General features: G+C 51.6%; 17 protein-coding genes. 9 read left to right on the top strand and 8 right to left on the bottom strand.

Annotation, left to right across the window (positions count from 1 at the left end; all coding sequences use genetic code 11):
- Nucleotides 1-306 precede the first annotated feature (306 nt).
- Together IMQ33_RS07970 and mdtD are read left to right on the top strand one after the other, a co-directional pair.
- Nucleotides 307-996, top strand: coding sequence for a FadR/GntR family transcriptional regulator (locus IMQ33_RS07970; RefSeq protein WP_065683388.1), 690 nt, complete (start codon nt 307-309; stop codon nt 994-996).
- 37 nt (nt 997-1,033) lie between these two features.
- Nucleotides 1,034-2,452 carry a multidrug transporter subunit MdtD gene (gene mdtD, locus IMQ33_RS07965; RefSeq protein WP_161713296.1) on the top strand — a complete coding sequence of 473 codons (1,419 nt, stop codon included), beginning with the start codon at nt 1,034-1,036 and terminating at the stop codon, nt 2,450-2,452.
- Here mdtD and rbsR read toward each other — a convergent pair.
- The 7 genes from rbsR to kup form a co-directional block, all read right to left on the bottom strand.
- Entirely contained in the window at nt 2,449-3,450 is a 1,002-nt protein-coding gene (gene rbsR, locus IMQ33_RS07960; protein ID WP_098929366.1) for a ribose operon transcriptional repressor RbsR, read from the bottom strand. The genes mdtD and rbsR overlap by 4 nt on opposite strands.
- Before the next feature lie 4 nt (nt 3,451-3,454).
- Nucleotides 3,455-4,381, bottom strand: a complete 927-nt coding sequence (gene rbsK, locus IMQ33_RS07955) for a ribokinase (protein WP_024527391.1) — start codon at nt 4,379-4,381, stop codon at nt 3,455-3,457.
- 62 nt (nt 4,382-4,443) lie between these two features.
- Complete coding sequence (gene rbsB, locus IMQ33_RS07950; protein ID WP_024484669.1) at nt 4,444-5,331, bottom strand: ribose ABC transporter substrate-binding protein RbsB; 888 nt, start codon at nt 5,329-5,331, stop codon at nt 4,444-4,446.
- Nucleotides 5,332-5,356: 25 nt separating this feature from the next.
- Nucleotides 5,357-6,325 carry a ribose ABC transporter permease gene (gene rbsC / locus IMQ33_RS07945; RefSeq protein WP_024484670.1) on the bottom strand — a complete coding sequence of 323 codons (969 nt, stop codon included), beginning with the start codon at nt 6,323-6,325 and terminating at the stop codon, nt 5,357-5,359.
- A gap of 6 nt (nt 6,326-6,331) precedes the next feature.
- Nucleotides 6,332-7,837, bottom strand: a complete 1,506-nt coding sequence (rbsA, locus tag IMQ33_RS07940) for a ribose ABC transporter ATP-binding protein RbsA (protein ID WP_021181446.1) — start codon at nt 7,835-7,837, stop codon at nt 6,332-6,334.
- 7 nt (nt 7,838-7,844) lie between these two features.
- Complete coding sequence (gene rbsD, locus IMQ33_RS07935) at nt 7,845-8,264, bottom strand: D-ribose pyranase (protein WP_021181445.1); 420 nt, start codon at nt 8,262-8,264, stop codon at nt 7,845-7,847.
- Between the two features lie 166 nt (nt 8,265-8,430).
- Nucleotides 8,431-10,299, bottom strand: coding sequence for a low affinity potassium transporter Kup (gene kup / locus IMQ33_RS07930; RefSeq protein WP_065683392.1), 1,869 nt, complete (start codon nt 10,297-10,299; stop codon nt 8,431-8,433).
- A gap of 309 nt (nt 10,300-10,608) precedes the next feature.
- On the opposite strand from kup, the gene ravA reads away from it, so the two are divergent.
- Together ravA and viaA are read left to right on the top strand one after the other, a co-directional pair.
- On the top strand, nt 10,609-12,117 hold the full coding sequence (ravA, locus tag IMQ33_RS07925; RefSeq protein ID WP_098929365.1) for an ATPase RavA: 1,509 nt from the start codon (nt 10,609-10,611) through the stop codon (nt 12,115-12,117).
- 2 nt (nt 12,118-12,119) lie between these two features.
- Nucleotides 12,120-13,583 carry an ATPase RavA stimulator ViaA gene (gene viaA, locus IMQ33_RS07920; protein ID WP_065683394.1) on the top strand — a complete coding sequence of 488 codons (1,464 nt, stop codon included), beginning with the start codon at nt 12,120-12,122 and terminating at the stop codon, nt 13,581-13,583.
- Nucleotides 13,584-13,586: 3 nt separating this feature from the next.
- Here viaA and asnA read toward each other — a convergent pair whose 3' ends face one another.
- A complete protein-coding gene (gene asnA, locus IMQ33_RS07915) occupies nt 13,587-14,579 on the bottom strand; it encodes an aspartate--ammonia ligase (RefSeq protein WP_024527384.1) in 993 nt (330 codons plus the stop codon).
- A 155-nt stretch (nt 14,580-14,734) separates the two neighbouring features.
- Between asnA and asnC the strand changes: the two genes are divergently transcribed.
- The 5 genes from asnC (at nt 14,735) to IMQ33_RS07890 (ending at nt 20,658) form a co-directional block, all read left to right on the top strand.
- The gene (gene asnC, locus IMQ33_RS07910) at nt 14,735-15,196 is read left to right on the top strand and encodes a transcriptional regulator AsnC (protein WP_021181440.1); all 462 of its coding nucleotides are present in this window, start codon (nt 14,735-14,737) and stop codon (nt 15,194-15,196) included.
- A gap of 394 nt (nt 15,197-15,590) precedes the next feature.
- The gene (locus IMQ33_RS07905) at nt 15,591-16,178 is read left to right on the top strand and encodes a DUF308 domain-containing protein (protein WP_065683396.1); all 588 of its coding nucleotides are present in this window, start codon (nt 15,591-15,593) and stop codon (nt 16,176-16,178) included.
- Nucleotides 16,179-16,228: 50 nt separating this feature from the next.
- On the top strand, nt 16,229-16,543 hold the full coding sequence (gene hdeB / locus IMQ33_RS07900; protein ID WP_065683397.1) for an acid-activated periplasmic chaperone HdeB: 315 nt from the start codon (nt 16,229-16,231) through the stop codon (nt 16,541-16,543).
- A gap of 193 nt (nt 16,544-16,736) precedes the next feature.
- Complete coding sequence (locus IMQ33_RS07895; RefSeq protein WP_196062661.1) at nt 16,737-18,203, top strand: basic amino acid/polyamine antiporter; 1,467 nt, start codon at nt 16,737-16,739, stop codon at nt 18,201-18,203.
- A gap of 82 nt (nt 18,204-18,285) precedes the next feature.
- Nucleotides 18,286-20,658, top strand: coding sequence for an Orn/Lys/Arg decarboxylase N-terminal domain-containing protein (locus IMQ33_RS07890; RefSeq protein WP_196062660.1), 2,373 nt, complete (start codon nt 18,286-18,288; stop codon nt 20,656-20,658).
- Nucleotides 20,659-20,725: the final 67 nt, after the last annotated feature.

The following is a 20,725-nucleotide window of genomic DNA, read 5'->3' as shown; positions in this document are numbered from 1 at the left end:
GGCGTATACTACGCGATTCCCCTGAAGAGTCAACCTTTATTTCGATGTTTTCACCGGGTTGGTCTTCCTGGCTGGGCGACTGGTTCTCGTTAGAGGAGTCGTTGTTCCCGGTCAGTGGAGGCGCATTATAGGGAGTTCTCGGAAGGGCGCAACCCCTAAATTCAAAAAACTTTTCAAGCGCGGCTTTTTTCGGCAAAACGCTGTCTTGTTCGTCGTTTTTGCCACTTTTTCCCGAAAACAGCCGTAGAAGCTGGCGCTCCCTGGCGTAAAATGAAAGATAACAATGCAGTTAAAGGAACCGCAGCCATGCAATTCGATGCTCAACAACAGGCGGCACAGCGTAATCTTTCTTATCTGCTGGCAGAAAAGCTCGGCCAACAGATCCTGGCCGGTGAATATCAAGCCGGCAGCATCCTGCCAGGCGAGATGGATTTGGCAGAACAGTTTGGCGTCAGCCGCACTGCGGTACGTGAAGCGGTAAAAATGCTGGCGGCCAAAGGCATGCTGTTACCGCGCCCCCGCATCGGCACCAGGGTCATGCCGCAAAGCCAATGGAACTTCCTCGATCAGGATCTGCTGACCTGGTGGATGACCAGGGAAAACTTCGACCAGGTAATGCAGCACTTCCTTATCCTACGCACGTCGCTCGAACCTCAAGCTTGTACATTGGCAGCAATCAATGCTACCCCGGAGCAAAAGGCGCGATTAGTCACTCTGATGGCAGAAATGCAGGCGCTACATGTGGATTTTGACCGCGAACGCTGGATTGAAGTCGATACCCAATACCACCAGTTGATCTATGAAGCCAGCGCCAATCCGTTTCTCACCTCGTTCGCCAACCTGTTCAGCTCGGTGTATCAAAGCTATTTCCGGGCGATCACCGGTAATGAAGTGATCAAGCTGCAACACCATCAGGCCATTGTGGATGCCATCGTCGCCAGTGACAGCACCGCAGCCCTCACTGCATGCCAAACATTGTTGCAGGGGAATGCGTAAACTCCGCAGCTATATATAGAAGGAAAATGGGATCACGATGACAAAATCTGCACGCAGCATGGCAGGGTTGCCTTGGATCGCCGCGATGGCGTTCTTTATGCAGGCATTGGATGCCACTATTCTCAATACCGCCTTACCGGCGATAGCCCACAGCCTAGACCGTTCCCCCTTGGCGATGCAGTCGGCGGTGATCAGTTACACCCTGACGGTTGCGATGCTAATCCCGGTGAGCGGCTGGCTGGCCGATCGCTTCGGTACCCGGCGGGTGTTTATTATCGCCGTATCTCTGTTTACCTTTGGCTCACTATTATGTGCCTTGTCACCGACGCTGAGTTTCCTGGTTGCCTCACGTATTTTACAGGGGATTGGCGGCGCGATGATGATGCCGGTGGCACGCCTTGCCCTGTTGCGGGCCTATCCGCGTAGTGAGCTGTTGCCGGTACTGAACTTTGTCACCATGCCTGGCCTGGTTGGGCCAATAATGGGGCCGCTGCTTGGCGGCTGGCTGGTGACCTACGCTACCTGGCATTGGATCTTCTTGATTAACATCCCGATAGGCTTACTCGGCATCGTCTACGCCCGCAAATACATGCCGGATTTCACCACGCCGAAGCGGCCCTTTGATTTCATCGGCTTTATGCTGTTTGGCCTTAGCCTGGTACTTATCTCCACCGGCCTGGAGCTATTAGGCGAGCAGGTACTGGCCAATTACATTTCTCTGGGGGTGTTCCTGAGCGGCTTTGTGATGCTGTTTGGTTATATCATTCACGCCCGCCGCCACGCTCAGCCGCTGATTGGGCTGGATCTGTTCAAGACCCGCACCTTTTCCGTCGGCATTGCCGGTAACGTGGCCTCGCGGCTGGGGACCGGCTGCGTTCCGTTCCTGATGCCGTTGATGCTGCAGGTGGCCTTTGGCTATTCGGCGATCGTCGCCGGTTGCATGATGGCCCCGACGGCGGTGGGTTCTCTGATGGCCAAGTCTACCGTTACCCAGGTGTTGCGCTGGTTCGGCTATCGTAAGACGTTGGTGGGTATCACTATCATTATCGGCGTGTTGATTGCGCAGTTCTCACTGCAAAGCCCAGGTATGCCGCTGTGGCTGATGATTTTGCCACTGTTTGTTCTAGGGATGGCGATGTCGACGCAGTTTACCGCCATGAATACCATCAGCCTGGCAGACCTGAACGATGGCAACGCCAGTTCCGGCAATAGCGTACTGGCAGTGACACAGCAGTTGTCTATCAGCTTTGGCGTGGCGATCAGTGCCGCCGTGTTGCGCTTCTATGGCTCGATGGAAATCGGCACCATGATCGATCAGTTCCACTACACCTTTATTACCATGGGGATAGTGACCGTCGCTTCGGCCTTCGTCTTTATGCTGTTAAGAAGAAAAGACGGCAATAACCTGATCACCGGCAAAGAGAAATCACGCAAAGAAGCAAAGGTGACCCGTTAGCGGTAGCCGACAGAGTCTCTTTCCACCAGCTCTGGCGTCAGCACCAGGATCTGGGCATCACGTTCGGGGTTTTGCAGGCGGTTGATGAGCGCATCGATCGCCAGTTCCCCGAGCGAATCTTTGGGCTGATGAATGGTGCTAAGCGGTGGGGCCAGATATTTGGCCAGTTCGATATCGTCGTAACCCATCACGGCCATGTCATGTGGCACCGCCAGCCCGGCCTGATACAGCGCCTGGTAAACGCCCACGGCGACGGCATCGTTGCCAGCAAACACCGCATGGGGAGGCTCGGCCAACGCCAACAACTGCTTCATGGCATGCACGCCCCCTTCAAACTCAAAGTCGCAATACACCTCATAGCCCGGCAGGATTTCAAGACCGGCACGCTTCATGGCACGGCGATAGCCTTCCAAACGATGGCGCGCGGTCGTTTTATCCAGTGGCCCGGCGATACAAGCGATTTGGCGATAGCCGCGAGCGATCAGATGATCGGTAGCCATTTCCCCCCCCAGCAACGAGTTATCCTGGATGATATCGTTGGCGCCTTCGAACGGCGACCAGTCCATCATCACGATCGGCAAAGAGGGGTAACGGCTCAGCGCATCCTGCGAAGGGCGGTGGTTTTCGGTACACATCACCAGCAGGCCATCCACCCGCTTTTGCAACAGCGTTTCCATGCTGCTGTTCATGCGCGCCACATCTTCCTCGGTGTTGCACAGGATCAGGCTGTAGCCACGTTCATAGCAGCTGCGTTCCACGCCGCGCACCACTTCGGCATAAAATGGGTTATTGCTGGAGGTCACCAGCATGCCGATGGTGCGCGTCGTATTGAGTTTCAGGCTACGCGCCAGTGCGGAAGGGGCATAGTTAAGCTGTTCCACGGCCACCATGACTTTGTCACGCACGCTGTCGCTGACAAAGCGATTGTTATTGATCACGTGCGAGACCGTCGAGGTTGAAACACCCGCCAGACGGGCGACATCTTTCATGGTAGCCAAAGCGTTATCCCTGTTGCTGCAAGAAGGCGTCAATCTCTTCACGCCATGGCACGGAAGGTTGTGCACCCGGCCGGGTAACGGCAATGGCCGCCGCCGCATGGGCGAAACGCACCGCATCACTCATCACTTTGCCTTCGAGCAAAGCAGTAACCAAGGCACCGTTGAACGTATCACCGGCCGCGATGGTATCCACCGCCTTGACCTTAAAGCCCGGAACCAATTTGCCTTTACCGTTTTCGCTCAACCACACACCACGGCTACCGAGGGTGATAATCACGCAGCCGATGCCTTTATCATGCAGGATGTTGGCGGCACGCTCGGCGTCAGCGTCATTATTCACCGCGATACCGGTCAGCCGCTGGGCTTCGGTTTCGTTCGGGGTGATCATGTCGATCATGGCTAACAGTTCGTCAGGCAGCTCACAGGCCGGAGCCGGATTAAGGATCACCTGGGTTTGGTGCTGCTTGGCCAGTTTGGCGGCGGCAATCACCGTTTCCAGCGGTGATTCAAGCTGCATCAGTAACGCATCCGCATCGATAACCCGTTGCCGATAGCGGTTGAGATAATCGGGAGTGACCGCCGCGTTGGCACCGGCATCGATACCAATCACGTTCTCGCCTTCGGCATTAACGAAAATCAGCGCCACGCCGGTGGTGCTGCCAGTGATAGCTTCAATCGGTTGGGTGTCAATGCGATCTGTTGCCAGCTGTTGGCGAATACGTTCACCAATATCGTCTTCGCCTACACAGGCAATAAAGGCAATATCCGCACCGCTGCGCCCAGCAGCCACCGCCTGGTTAGCCCCTTTGCCACCAAAGGCCACCTTATACTGCTGGCCGATCACCGTTTCACCCGGCTGGGGAAATTGGTTGATATTGAGGATATGGTCGGCATTGATGCTGCCCAAAACCACCAGCTTTGCTGTTTCCATCACAGGGATCCCTTAAATTGCGCGCCATCGTCACGCCCCGTTCCGATGGCGCTGGAGATGACTTACTTGGTAACCAGTTTCAAATCAACCGGGATAGTCGCCGGTACTTTCTCACCTTTCAAGATCTTATCTGCCGTTTCTACGCCAATCACACCGATCTGATCCGGACGCTGTGCCACGGTGGCAGCCAGTTTACCGCCTTCAACCGCTTTCACGCCGTCTGCGGTGCCGTCAAAGCCAACCACGATGACATCCGTTTTACCGGCTGTTTGCAATGCACGCAGCGCACCCAGAGCCATTTCATCGTTCTGTGCAAACACTGCTTGCACGTCTGGATGCGCGGTCAGCAGGTTCTGCATGACGTTCAGACCCTTGGTACGATCGAAATCCGCCGGCTGGCTGGCCAGCAGTTTAAACTTGTTCTGCTCCAGTGACTGTTGGAAGCCTTCACCACGTTCACGGGCAGCAGATGTCCCGGCAATGCCTTCCAGCTGGATCACTTTAGCGTCAGCACCGGCTTTCTGGGCAATAAAGTCACCGGCCATTTTACCGCCCACGCGGTTGTCGGAAGCGATATGGCTAACCACTTCGCCTTTCGCTGCCATACGGTCGAGCGTAATGACTGGGATCTTGGCCTGGTTGGCCATCTTGATGGCGTTACCTACCGCGTCAGAGTCGGTTGGGTTAATCAGCAGCAGTTTCGGGTTCTGCACCATCAGATCCTGCACGTTGGCCAACTCTTTCGCCGGGTTGTTCTGGGAGTCCAGCACCACCAGGTTATAACCCAGCTTGTTGGCTTCCAACTGCGCCCCCTCTTTCATCGAAACAAAGAACGGGTTGTTGAGCGTAGAAACCACCAGCGCGATGGTGTCTTTTGCCAAGGCGTTAGCGCTCAGAGTGGCAGTTAATGCGATGGCCGAAACTAAGGTTGCCAGTTTTTTCATTTTCATGGTCGTGATTCCTGTAGGGGAGAGGTTACTTGTTACTTTTGTTGTCTACCAGAACCGCCAGCAGAATAACGGCTGCTTTCACGATCATTTGGTAGTAGGAAGAAACACCCAGTAAATTCAAACCGTTATTCAGGAAGCCAAGGATCAGCGCCCCGATCAGGGTACCGACGATGCGCCCTTTACCCCCAGCCAGGCTGGTACCACCCAGCACCACCGCAGCGATGGCATCCAGCTCATAGCCGGTACCCGCAGTAGGTTGTGCAGAGGACAGGCGCGCCACTTCAATGACCCCAGCCAGTGCCGCCAGCAGGCCGCACAGGGAGTAAACGATGATTTTAACCCTATCGACGCTGATACCGGAAAGGCGGGTAGCCGCTTCGTTGCCGCCCAGCGCATAAATATAGCGGCCAAGACGGGTATGATGCAGCATATACCAGGCGGCGATAAACACGATGGCCATGATCCAGATCGGGGTAGGAACGCCCAACGGACGGCCAATCCCGAACCAGCCAAAGGTGTCGGCAACGTCGGTAAAGCCGGTATTGACCGGGCTACCGTTGGTGTACACCATGGTCACACCGCGCAGTAACAGCATCATCACCAGGGTGGCGATAAACGCCTGAACCTTGCCTTTGGCAACGATAATCCCGGTGCAGGCACCTACGGCAGCCCCCAACGCCAGCGCAGCGGCAACGGCCACCACCGCATTGACTTCAAATCCGACAATCGAAGCAGCTACCGCTCCGGTCAGCGCCAACAGCGATCCGACCGACAAATCGATGCCGGAAGTCAGGATCACCAACGTCATGCCGACCGCCATAATGGCGTTCACCGAGGTTTGCTGCAGGATGTTGAACAGGTTATTAACGGTGAAGAAATTCGGGCTCATCGAAGACACCACGGCAATCAGCACCAGCAGGGCAATCAGCGATTTCTGCTCCAACAGCCACTCTTTACTGAACCAGCGCTTAGCTGCGACACTTTGTGAACTCATATCTGATTACTCCTGCTTTACGCCGTATTGCTTGCCGACGGCTGCTGCCATCAGCACTTCCTGGGTGGCCTGTTCAATCGGGAATTCGCCGCTGAGGTGGCCTTCGTGCATCACCAGGATGCGGTCACTCATGCCCAGCACCTCCGGCATTTCCGAAGACACCAGAATGATGCTCAGCCCTTCCTGCTTGAACTGGTTGATTAACTGGTAGATCTCTTTTTTGGCCCCGACGTCGACGCCGCGGGTCGGTTCGTCGAGGATCAGCACCTTTGGCCGGGTCATCAAGCCACGGGCAATTGCCACTTTTTGCTGATTACCGCCGGAAAGCAGGCCAATCGGTTGCTCCATCGACGGCGTTTTAATATTGAACAGGCGAATAAAATCACTGACGGCGATCTGCTCGTCGGCATGTTTCAGGCCACCACCGGCACGGCTGAAATAGCGCAGCGCGGTGAGCGACATGTTTTCCTTCACCGACATCCCCAGTACCAGACCATCACGTTTACGGTCTTCGGAGATATAGACGATACCGTTGGCCAGGCCGTCCTGAGGAGTACGAGTTACCACCTCATGGCCGTCCAGGTTGACGGTGCCGCTTTTACGTGGCGCCGCACCGTACAGGATCTTCATCAGTTCGGTACGCCCAGCCCCCATCAGGCCAGCCACACCCAGAATCTCACCGCGGTATAAAGTAAAGCTGACGTCATGCACACCAGGGCCGGAAACGTGGCTCACCTGCAGGCGTTTTTCACCGCGCGGCAGATTCAGGCGTGGATACTGCTCTTCCAGCTTGCGGCCCACCATCATTTCAATCAGCGAATCTTCATTCAGTTCGGCAACCGGCCGCTCGGCAATAAATTGCCCGTCACGGAATACGGTCACATCGTCGCAGATTTCGAAGATCTCTTTCAGGCGGTGGGAGATATAAACAATGCCACGGCCTTCGGCTTTCAGCTCGTTGATCACTTTAAACAGCGAGGCGGTTTCGGTATCGGTCAGGGCATCGGTCGGCTCATCCATGATGATCACTTTGGATTCAAAGCTCAGCACCTTGGCAATTTCCACCATTTGCTGATCGCCAATCGACAATTCCCCCACCAGCCGGTGGCTGCTGTAACGCAGGTTCAAACGCGCCAGCAGTTTGTCCGCTTCGGCATACATGCGTTTCCAGTCGATGCGGCCAAAGCGGTTAACGAACTCGCGGCCAAGAAAGATGTTCTCGGCAATGGTCAGCTGCGGGATCAGGTTCAGTTCCTGGTGGATGATGCCGATCCCTGCTTCCTGCGAATCCTTCGGCCCGTTGAAGGCCACTTCCTTGCCGAGGAAATATTGGCTGCCCGCATCTTTGTTGTAGATACCGGTCAGCACTTTCATCATGGTGGATTTGCCGGCACCGTTTTCCCCCACCAGCGCCATTACCCTGCCGGGATAAACGCTCAGGGCGGCCCCAGAAAGCGCCTTCACGCCGGGAAAGGCCTTATCGATCCCTTTCAGTTGCAGTAAAGGTTGCATAGGTGCCTCAGAAAGTTACGCCGGAGCACAGGATTACGTTCGCGTAGGGCGAACATTCTCCGCTGCGGATCACGGCCCGGCTATGTTCGGTTTGCGCTTTAAACGCGCTGTGGCTGATATAGCTGATGCTGATGGTGTTGCCCTGGTGTTGGCCAAGCTGCGTCAGTTGGGCCAGCAACGCTTCGTGGAGCGATGGGTTATGCTTGACGATCTCTTCCGCCAAGATGGCGCTCTCTACCTGCATTTCCTGCGTTACCACGCCGACAACCTGCAAGAATGTCGGCACCCCTTGGGTCAGCGCCAGATCGATACGCGGCGTCACGGCAGGGATCGGCAAGCCAGCATCACAAATCGCGATCTGATCGGTGTGGCCGAGACGAGAGACCACCGCAGAAACGTCAGAATTCAGTAGTACGCCTTTTTTCATGAGTAAACTCCAGCAGCGAAACGTTTCGCTATTGGGTCAGTTTAGAAAATCAGCAGGGGAAGACAACCCTGTAATAGCGGAAATGTGATCGCCATCGAAACGTTTCGCTCACGTTCGATAAAGCGTAGCTAAAAAAGAAGGGCTCAGCAAATGCTGAGCCCCTGATTTAGATTTCGACCTGGGTTCCCAGTTCGATGACCCGGTTGGGCGGGATCTCAAACTGGTCGGCAGCCCGCAATGCGTTGCGGCTCAGGGCGATAAACAGCTTGCCGCGCAGGAACAGATACCACGGCCGTTTGGTGAGGATCAGCGATTCATGGGACATAAAGAACGACGTCTCCATCATCCGGCATGGCAGCCCTTCCAACCCACAGCGGTGGAAGACTTCCTCAACGTTCGGCGTTTCACGCCAGCCATAGCTGGCCACCACCCGCCAGAAGGTCGGGGACAGTTGTTCAATCGTTACCCGCCGGACGTTATGCACATAAGGGGCATCTTCGGTACGCAAGGTCAGCAGCACCACCCGCTCATGCAGCACTTTGTTGTGCTTGAGGTTATGCAGCAGAGCAAACGGGATCACGTTAATCGCCCGCGACATAAACACAGCGGTGCCAGGCACGCGAACCGGCGGTGATTTTTCCAGTGAGGCAATCAGTGCTTCAAGGGAGTTACCGTGTTCATGCATCCGGCGCAGCAGGCGGAAGCGTTCGCTCTTCCAGGTAATCATGATCAGGAACATCACCAAGGCCAACATCAGTGGCAACCAACCACCAGAGAACAGCTTCAGGGCGTTCGCCGAGAACATCGGCACATCGATAATCAGCAGCATCGCCAGAATGCCCCCCACCAGGAAGCGATTCCAATGCCAATTCTTGATGGCGACCGAGGTGATCAGGATGCTGGTCAATACCATGGTGCCGGTCACCGCAATACCATAGGCCGCGGCCAGGTTGCTGGAGTGTTCAAAGCCCACAATCACCAACACCACGGCGATATACAGGGTCCAGTTGATCACCGGGATATAGATCTGGCCGGACTCCATTTCCGAGGTATGAATGATGCGCATCGGTGACAGATAGCCCAGACGAACGGCCTGGCGGGTCAACGAGAAGACGCCGGAAATTACCGCCTGCGAGGCGATCACCGTGGCCAGCGTGGCCAATATCAACAGCGGGATCAGTGCCCAGTCTGGGGCCAAAAGGAAGAACGGGTTCTTGATCGCTTCCGGGTTTTTCAGCAGCAATGCCCCTTGGCCGAAGTAATTGAGCACCAGCGAAGGCAGCACTACGGTGAACCAGGCCAGGCGGATCGGGAATTTGCCAAAGTGGCCCATATCGGCATACAGCGCTTCCACACCGGTAATCGACAGCACCACCGCACCGAGCGCGAAGAACGATACCTTCTTATATTCAACAAAGAAGTTGAAGGCCCATTTCGGGTTCAGCGCCTGCAACACTTCCGGGTTGGCGATAATGCTGCGCGCCCCCAGAACGGCCAACACGATAAACCACAGCAGCATCACCGGGGCAAACAGTTTGCCCACGCTACCGGTGCCATGTTTTTGGATTGCAAACAGTAAGGTCAGTACCAGAATAGAGAGCGGGACAATGTAGGGATCCAGCGACGGTGCGGCAATCTCCAACCCTTCGATCGCCGACATCACCGAGATCGCCGGGGTGATCACCACCTCGCCATAGAAGAAGCTGCCACCAATCAGGCCCAGGATCACCAGCAAAGAGGTGGTACGCGCCGAGGTATGGCGCCCAGCCAAAGACATTAACGTCAGTATCCCGCCTTCACCGGCGTTATCCGCACGCATGACGTAGGTGAGATACTTCAGGGAAACGATGACAATCAACATCCAGAAGATTAAGGAAAGGAAACCAAACACCACGTCGGGACGGACGTCAAAACCGTAATGGCCGGAAAAACATTCTCGCAAGGTATAGAGCGGGCTGGTGCCGATATCACCGTAAACGACCCCAATAGCCGCCAGGGTAACCGCCGATAAAGACTGTTTATGTTCTGTGCTCATAGTTTGCTTCTTTTGCTAGATCATCCGTCAACCGACGCATCAGCATCAGGCTAAAGATACGGGCTCTAAGATCCGTCACACCCGGTAAAAGGCGCACAGTATGCATCATTTATAGCACTTGCCTACTCTACTATCTGACCCCAAAAATAAACAAAATGTGAATCAGCCCCCTTGTTGAGCATAGAAAAATTTTACTAATCAACCAGCTATAAGGCTAAAAATAATGATGGTTTATCATCGAATTCTCTAGCAAGATTGGCTGTCGGCCTGGGTGGCAGGCTCTAACCTCCGGACAACGCGAGCTATTTTATGGCGTCATCAACACTTCTGGCAGAACGGATCTCCCGCCTCAGCAGTGCGCTGGAGAGCGGCCTTTATGAACGGCAAGAGGCTATCAGGCTGTGCTTGCTGGCGGCCTTGTGCGGGGAAAGCGTGTTCTTGCTCGGCCCACCGGGGATCGCCAAGAGTCTGATCGCCCGCCGGCTGAAATTTGCCTTCCGCAGCGCTCGCTCATTTGAATACCTGATGACGCGCTTTTCCACTCCGGAAGAGGTGTTTGGCCCTCTGTCGATCCAGGCACTGAAAGATGAAGGCCGCTATCAGCGCCTGACTGCGGGTTATCTGCCCGAAGCCGAGATCGTGTTTCTTGATGAAATCTGGAAGGCAGGCCCGGCTATCCTCAATACCCTGCTGACCGCCATCAACGAGCGCCGTTTCCGTAACGGCAATAGTGAAGAGCCCATTCCGCTGCGCCTGCTGGTCACCGCCTCCAATGAATTACCCGAGGCCGATAGCAGCCTTGAAGCGTTGTATGACCGTATGCTGATCCGGCTGTGGCTTGATAAGGTGCAGGATAAGCAGAATTTCCGCTCTCTGTTGGTGGCCCGCCAGAATGAAAGCGACAACCCGGTGCCCGAGGCGCTGAGCATCAGCGATGAAGAGTTCCATCAATGGCAACCGCTGATCGATAAGGTCAAACTGCCGGAAAACTGCTTTGAACTGATTTTCCTGCTGCGCCAACGGTTAGACGCTTTGGAACAGGCGCCTTATGTTTCCGACCGGCGTTGGAAGAAATCCCTGCGCTTACTGCAGGCCTGTGCCTTTTTCAGCGGCCGCGACACCATCGTGCCATTGGATTTAATGCTGTTGAAGGATTGCCTGTGGCACGATCGGACATCATTAAAGTTGTTACAGCAACAAATCGATCAGTTGCTGACCGAACAGGCCTACCAGCAACAAACCTTGTTGATACAACTACAGCAGATCCACACCCGCTGGATGCAGCATCAACAGCAGCAGAGCCATCGCCAGGCCATCCAACTGGTGAAAAAAGGCGGCATGTTCAGCCGCAAGCCACAATACGTGCTGGAGCATCCGCTCACTGGCACCACTTTGACGCTGCTGCTGCAAAAACCACTACAGCTGCACGACATCCAGGTTAACCACCTGAGTATCGAAAGCAGCATGCTGGAAAGCTGGCTGCAAAAAGGCGGTGACGTGCGCGCCAAGCTCAACGGCATTGGTTTTGCCCAGCAGATCGATCTGGAAGTCGATGAGCAACTGCACCTTACCGTGTTAGACGTCAGCCGCCAGCCCTCCCTGCTGGCCATGCCGGGTAAGCCGAGCGGCGGAACCCCACCAGAATTTCTGGACGAAATTGAAACACTCAGCCAGCGCCAGGCGGAACAGCGGCGGCTATTCAGCCAGCATCAACCTTGCCTGTTCACCCCTGCCGCCGGGTTGGCGAAAATTGAAGCCAGCCTGCTGCAGGTGGCCGAGCAGATCAAACAGCTGTCCCAGCAAATGCGCGGCCAGTAACCATGCTGAGCCTCGAAACGCTCGATATGCTGTTGTCGATCTCCGAAGGCGAGCTGATCGAAGAGCTGATCATTGGCATGTTGGCCACGCCGCAGTTGGCGGTGTTTTTCAATAAATTCCCGGCGATACGTCGGGCGATCAACCGCGATCTGCCTCATTGGAAGTTACAGCTGAAAGATCGCATTCAGCAAGCCGTGGTGCCGCCGGTTCTGGCGCAAGAGTTTTACCGCTATCAGCAGTGCCAGTTGGAAAGCCACGGCCAGTTCTCGCAAAACCTTAACGATACGCTCGATCTGCTACGCCAATACGCGTCGCCGTTTTACACCCAGGCACGGAGTATGGTGGACGCAGCCGATCTCACCACTCACCCGCTCGATGGCAGTTTCCAGACCCTGTTTCTGCAACGCTGGCGCATTAGCCTGACGCTGCAGGCCACGATGCTGCACCATAAGTTACTGGAGCAGGAGCGTGAACAACTGATGGCCGAGCTACAAGAACGGTTGGCGCTGAGCGGCGCACTGGAGCCGGTGCTGGCAGAGAACGACACGGCCGCAGGCCGATTGTGGGATATGAGCAAAGGCCAGTTACAACGTGGTGACTACCAACGGCTGGTGGAGTACGGGGACTTCCTGCAACAGCAGCCAGAGCTACAAAAGCTGGCACAGCAACTGGGCCGCAGCTATGAAGCCAAGGCGGTGCAGCAACAAGATGCGCAGCCGGAACCATACCGGGTGATGGTGCAGGTACCCGCCATTCAGCCGGAAGAGGTCAGCGGTATACACCAAAGTGACGACATCCTGCGGCTACTGCCACCCGAACTGGCGGCGTTGGGCATTGAAGAGCTGGAGTTTGAGTTTTACCGGCGGCTGCTGGAAAAACGGTTGCTGACCTATCGCCTGCAAGGGGATGCCTGGCAGGAGCAGATCATGATGCGCCAAGTCACCCATCAGCAGCAGGACCGGCAGCCACGCGGGCCGTTTATTGTCTGCGTAGATACTTCCGGCTCAATGGGCGGCTTTAATGAACAATGCGCCAAGGCCTTTTGCCTGGCACTGTTGCGCATCGCACTGGCAGACAACCGCCGCTGCTACATCATGCTGTTTGCCAGCCAGATTGTGCACTATGAACTGACGGCCGCCAGCGGTATCGAACAGGCGGTGCGGTTTCTGGGCCAACATTTTCGTGGCGGGACGGATTTGGCCGCCTGCCTGAATGCCACCGTCAGCAAAATGGCGGAAAGCGACTGGTTTGACGCCGATGCGGTGATTATTTCCGATTTTATTGCCCAGCGGCTGCCGGAAGAGGTGATCAAGAAAGTGAAGTCACAGCAGCAAAGCCACCAGCAACGCTTTCATGCGGTGGCCATGTCAGCCTATGGCAAACCCGGCATCATGCGCATCTTCGATCATATCTGGCGCTTTGATACCGGGTTAAAAAGCCGTTTACTACGGCGCTGGAGTCGCTAGCTGTTACAGCAGCCCTTCAACGCTCTCGCGTACTTCTGGTCCCCACACGCCACACTGTACTTGCCCAATATGTGACAGTTGCAGCAACAGCATCACCAGGCGTGATTGACCAATCCCGCCACCAATCGTCTGAGGCATTTCACCACGCAGCAGGGACTGGTGCCATTCCAGCTTCAGGCGATCCAGATCGTCGGTTAACGCCAGCTGATGTTGCAGCGCCGCCGCATCGACACGGATGCCCATTGAAGAAAGTTCAAACGCATCCTGCAATACCGGGTTCCACACCACGATGTCACCGTTCAACCCTTTCAGCCCTTCAATACCTGGCGTGGTCCAGTCATCATAATCCGGTGCACGCACGTCATGGGATTTGCCATGTGAGAGTTTGCCACCAATACCAATCAGGAATACCGCTCCCAATTCTTTGGCGATCGCACGTTCACGGCCTTTGGCATCCAGCTCAGGGTAACGTTGCAGCAGCGTTTCGCTGTGAACAAAGTGGATCTGTTCTGGCAGGAACGGTGCCAGACCAAATTCACGGCTCACCGCGGCTTCCGTTTCTTTTATAGAGGCATAGATCCGCTTAACGGTATCTTGCAGGTAAGCCGGGCTACGTTCGCCATCTCCCATTACACGTTCCCAATCCCACTGATCGACATACACCGAGTGGATCGGCGTCAGGCGATCTTCATCCGGGCGCAGCGCTTTCATATGGGTATACACACCTTCACCCGCGCTGAAATCGTGCTCGCCCAGGGTTTTACGCTTCCATTTAGCCAGCGAGTGCACTACTTCAAACGTCGAGTCCGGCAGGCTTTTGACTTTCACCTGAACGGCTTTTTCGCTGCCAGAAAGGTTATCTTGAGTACCGTCACCCAGTCGGCTGAGGATCGGAGCCTGCACTTCAATCAGGCCAAGCTGCTGTTCCAACTGGCGGGAGAAGAAGGATTTCACGAAGCTGATTTGTTGTTGTTTTTGGATAAACTGCTTTTTCATTGCCGTATCTCTTGAATAATCTGTCTAGTTGCCAATGATTAAGCAACAGAATGGCACCTAAATTCAATATCCATCAATCAATATTGCCTTTTCGCTTTTAATCGGTCATTTTTAAGCGGTGATAATTCAACAATCAGCAATTAAAGGGGCATTTAATGGCAGAAATTTATCAGATCGATAATCTCGATCGCGGCATCCTCAACGCATTAATGGAGAATGCTCGCATGCCTTACGCTGAACTGGCGAAGAATTTTGCCGTCAGCCCCGGCACCATTCATGTGCGGGTGGAGAAGATGAAGCAGGCCGGGATCATCACCGGAACGCGGGTGGATGTGAACCCAAAACAGCTGGGCTACGACGTCTGCTGCTTTATCGGCATCATATTGAAGAGTGCCAAGGACTACCCTTCGGCGCTGAAAAAGCTCGAAAGCCTGGAGGAAGTGGTGGAAGCCTATTACACCACCGGCCACTACAGCGTGTTTATCAAGGTGATGTGCCGCTCGATCGATGCGTTGCAACAGGTACTGATCAACAAGATCCAGACTATCGACGAGATCCAGTCAACAGAGACGCTGATCTCGTTGCAGAATCCTATCATGCGAACTATTACGCCTTAATAAGCGATTTTTCACAGCCCACAAGCCTCAATGATAGGCCCGTGGTGCTGTGTAAGGCAGCCCGAAACCTGATTGAGAAAAATCACTTTGCCAGAGAGTAAAAGACAGAACATATCAAAAAGATTGAAAATCGGGTCTACGAAGGTCACGTTTGCATCAATAGGGTGTTTCTGACGCATGTGAAGCATTTGTTAAATTATTTAATCATGCACGTAAATATCACTAATCTGTAAATAATTATAAATGTAAGTCTTACATATGTAGGAATCATACGACATCTGTAGTTATACGCTCTTATATACCTAATGAGTCGTTTAAAATATTATTCTCTCACTTTATAGAACTACACTTTGATCATGCACTGATAGCAGGCGTGGCAAGCAAGGGAGAGATCATGGTTTATATTGACAGTGATACCATTAACAAACTCAGTCTCCGGGCATTGAGTAAATATAAAAAAAATGTTTTATTTTTAGCCGTACTGCTTTTACTGTGCGGTACTTTATGTCTACTCGTCCCTGTCTATTCTGGCATTGCTTTAAGCTATCTTTTAGGAAGCTTGTTTGTTATTTCAGGGGTATACTCCTTCGTCAGCGCATTAGCTTTTAGAAAAAACACTTCGAGTTTTTTTTCATTGTGTCTATTTTGCATTATTTATATTTTCCTAGGAATTAGCTTTTTATCAAGCCCAATGGTGGGAATGAACATTCTTTCAATGCTCATTTGCATTCTATTTTTGTTGGGGGGACTGAGTCGCCTGACTACAGCATTTAACAATAGTGAAATGATTGGGCGTTACTGGTGTATTTTTATCGGGATCCTGGATTTTGCTATTGCATTCCTCTGGTTGAGTGCTGGTGAAAACACATCATATCTATTAACCGTAATGTTAATCGGTCTTGAAATGGTGTTAACGTCATGGTTTTTATTCATGCTTAACTATGGTTTTAACCATCATAAAGACAATCAATCCTTCACTTGATTTCGAAACATTTTTCATTCTTATTTAATATTAATTAGGAGAGAGTTACCATGACTAAATTTACGAAAAACATCCTTATCGCTTCTGCTTTGATTGTGTCTAGTATTAATATTGCCAATGCAGAAACTACGGATAAAACAACCCCACAGGATATGACTTGCAAAGAGTTTATTGATCTGAATCCTAAGGCGATGACCCCTGTAGCATTCTGGGTAGTCAATAAAGATAATGTTTATCAGCAAGGTGACTATGTTGACTGGAATGAAGTAGAAACCATCTTCGTTCCGCAGGTCATCAAAGCCTGCAAGCAAAAACCTGAAAGCAAGCTGGAAGAACTTAAGCAATGGTTTAACGAAGTTAAATAATACCATCAGATAAAGTCAGCTATCTACGATAACTGACTTTATCAGTATAACAAAAATTAACGCTCCACAAACACTCCTCAAAATCAGATAATAATCTCAGTTGGAGTTTCGGGGTTTTTACTTTAAAAGGCAGAAGGATTTTCGCTAAAAAATAACAATATATACTGTTATTTTTATAATAGGAAGATAAATTATGCCTACAGGTATAGCAGCAAAAGATAGCAATCAAAAATTAGGTCTATTGGCATTAGTTGCTATCGTAGTCAGTTCGATGATTGGCAGTGGCGTTGATGGCCTACCACAGAATATGTCCGCCAGTTCAGCAGTGGGTTCTGTGGCTATAGCTTGGCTAATCTGCGGCTTCGGGATGTTTTTCATTTCTCGTACATTTATTATTCTTTCGGATATTCGTCCAGACCTACAGGCTGGTATCTACATGTATGCTCAGGAAGGTTTTGGTACCTTCTGCGCATTTATTGTCGTATGGGGCTATTGGCTGATGACTATTTTCAGCAACGTCGCCTTTGGTATCATGGTGATGGATACCCTGAATTATTTTATCCCGGGAGGGTTTAGAGGCGGAAACAATATCCCTTCAATTATTGGCATATCTATTCTTATCTGGGGATTCAATTTTTTGGTGCTGTCCGGGACAAGACTGGCAGGTGCGGTAAATATTATAGGGACGTTAGCAAAACTAATACCTCTAGTTATATTTGTATTCGTTCTAGTTTATTTCCTTAACGTTAACGAACTCACCAGTAACATCTGGGCAAACAATCCTTTATTTCCTAAGGAGTATCTAGGCTCGGTATTCTCCCAGATAAAGTCGCCACTTGATGTCGCGCTATGGTGTTTTATTGGTGTTGAGGGCGCCGTTGCGTTGTCTGGAAGAGTAAAAAACAAAAAAGATGTCGGCAGGGCAACCTTAATTGGTTTTATTATTTCACTTATCATATGTATCTTGATTTCTATCCTACCTTTCGGGGTCTTGACTCAAAAAGAACTGAGCGTGATCGCCACACCGTCAACCGCAGGGATCCTGAAGATTGTTGTCGGCGAGTGGGGCGAAAGACTGATTAATATTGGCGTGCTGATCTCGGTGTTAACCAGTTGGTTAGCCTGGACCATGATTTGTGCAGAAATTCCTATGGTTGCAGCTCAAAACTCAGCCTTCCCAGAAAAATTTGCTAGACGAAACCATCAAGGAGCGGCATCGGTTTCGCTATGGGTCAGCAGCGCTTTAATGCAGCTTGTGGTTTTAATGGTCTACTTTTCAAGTAACGCCTGGATAGCCATGCTCTCGATTTCAGCCTTGACAGTATTACCAGTTTATCTGCTGTCCACCGCTTACTTATGCAAGTTATGTATCAATGGTGAATATAATAATTATGCTCGTAATGGCCGTATCAGTGCACTAATCAGTGGCGTGATAGGGCTGTTATTTTGCTTGTTTATGTTTTACGCCAGCGAACCGAAATATCTTGCCATGGTGCCTATGCTATTAACGTTAGGCTTACCTTTATTCTTTTGGGCACGTATTCATGAGGGAGGCATGAAAAACATATTTAAAGGGAATGAAATAAAAATTTTCTTATCATTAATCGCTCTTGATGCGTTTACAGGGTTTCTCTTTATGAATGGTACGATAAAGCTATAACCAATTTTTTGTTCATACGTCATTTTTTGTCGCCGATTAATCGGTGGCTACTAATTTATTCATTCAAAAAAGGTAATTAATCATGAAGTTTAATCACAATATTTTGTTTGTATCCTCTCGAGGATTAAAACAAGATAATCCCGCGACACAAGCTCTTGAAGAGCTCAACGCGGCTGTTAAAGCCAGAGGATTTACTACCTTCATTGTGGATCATATGAGCGATGCAGTGAAGGTTATTAATGAAAGCCAAAAATACAGTGCGGTAGGGATTTACTGGGACTCAAGCAATCCTAAAATAGATATTGAATGTCAGGAGTTCATTGAATTTTTCCGTAAGCGAAATGCCACTGTGCCTCTTTTATTATTATCTGAAGACAATGTCACTGACAGGGTTCCCCTTGCTATACTCAAAGAGATAAATGAGTATATTTATTTGTTTTCTGAAACCCCAACCTTCACTGCCAATCGTATTTATACGCTTATTCACCGATATGCTGAAAACCTGCTGCCGCCTTACTTTAAAACGTTAAAAAACTTTACCGAAGACGGTGACTATTACTGGGACTGCCCAGGGCACATGGGGGGCATGGCCTATTTAAAGCATCCCGTCGGTACTGAATTTATCAACTTCTTCGGCGAAAACATGATGCGGGCCGATATCGGAGTCGCTACAGCTGAAATGGGGGATTATCTCATCCATGCTGGGCCGTCCAAAAAATCAGAAGACATCGCCGCAGAACTTTTTGGCGCTGATTGGACGTTCTATGGCGTTTCCGGCTCATCCGGCTCCAATCGTATCGTGGCTCAAGGGGCGGTCGCAGCGGATGAAATTGCCATTGTCGACCGTAACTGCCATAAATCGCTAAATCATGGCCTAACGCTTTCCCAGGCACGCCCGGTCTACCTTAAGCCCACACGTAATGCCTATGGGCTGATTGGCCCAATACCGACCCAACGCCTGAAAAAAGAAAGTATTGATGAGTTGGTCGCCAAAAGCCCGCTAACTTCAGATGCGGTAAACACGTCGCCCACTTATGCGGTTGTCACTAACTGTACCTATGATGGTTTCTGTTACAACGTTAATGACGTGGTGAAATATTTGGGAGCCAGCGTACCGCGCATTCATTTTGACGAAGCCTGGTATGCGTATGCCCGTTTCCATCCGATGTATAAGAACCGTTTCGCAATGGACGTTGAAGATACTCCCGATCGTCCGACCATTTTTGCCGTGCAGTCGACCCATAAAATGCTGCCTTCTCTATCAATGGCCTCAATGATCCATGTGAAAAAAAGCCACCGTGCTCCGCTGGATTTCGATGATTTTAACGATTCATTCATGATGCACGGCACCACATCTCCCTTTTACCCGATCATTGCTTCAATTGATGTAGCGGTAAGTATGATGCAAGGAGATTCCGGCCGTTCCTTGGTACAGGAGTCGATCGATGAAGCCATTGCGTTCCGTAAAGCCGTCGTTTCCGTTAAACGCCAGATTCGTGAGCAAGAGGGCGAATCAGCCTGGTTTTTTGACGTTCTACAGCCGGCGGAGGTTCATGATAAGGCAACGGGTAAACAGTACAGCTTTGAAGAGGCTCCGCTTGAGCTACTCAACCAGGGTCCTGAATGTTGGGAATTATGTGCGGGCGATAGCTGGCACGGTTTTCACGATGAAGATCTGGTTGATACCAATAGCATGCTTGATCCGGTAAAAGTCACCATTACCTGCCCAGGTATTAACCTGGACGGTAGTTACCAAGAGCAGGGTATTCCTGGCTATTTGATTACCAAATTCCTTGATGACAAAAGGATTGAAATTGCCCGCACCGGCGATTACACGATCCTCATTCTGTTCTCTGTTGGTATCACCAAAGGGAAATGGGGCACGTTAATTGAAAGCCTGCTGACCTTTAAAAAACTCTATGACTCCGATGCGCTTGCCGTTGATGCTATTGCGTCTTTGAAAGGCCAATCACCGCATTACGATAACTTGACCCTGAAACAACTCTGCCAGCAGATGCATGAAAAAATGTGCGAGCTGGATCTGATGAACCACATTAATGAGGCGGTTAATACCGACCCTGAACCGGTGATGACTCCGGCTGCGGCCTATCAGAAAGTGCTGCGCTATAAGGCGGAACACATCCGCCTGGATGATTTTTCTGGCCGTATTGCCGCCAGCATGTTGGTTCCTTACCCACCAGGTATCCCGGTCTTGATGCCAGGTGAACGTCTGCCAGTTGGCGACAAAGGCATTATGGGCTATCTGCGAGCTTTACAGGACTTTGATAAACACTTCCCAGGTTTTGAACATGAGATCCAGGGTATCAACGTTGATGAAAACGGTGACTTTTGGGTAAGAGCCATCGTTGAAGATGAACGCAAGGCTGTAAAACGGCCGGAACAGCTCCGTTTCAAACGCCGGGTTTCTACAACTATTAAAAAAGGTCGCCAATAATCATCTAGTTATCTCATCACTCCGATCCGCCAGGGCCGGGGTGATGTCTATTCCGTTGCAAGGGTTT

It is taken from the genome of Serratia sp. Res13-Sevr-LER1-36-b (assembly GCF_015673035.1).
Classification (GTDB): domain Bacteria; phylum Pseudomonadota; class Gammaproteobacteria; order Enterobacterales; family Enterobacteriaceae; genus Chania; species Chania fonticola_C.
This window is presented reverse-complemented; position numbering and strand designations above follow the sequence as displayed.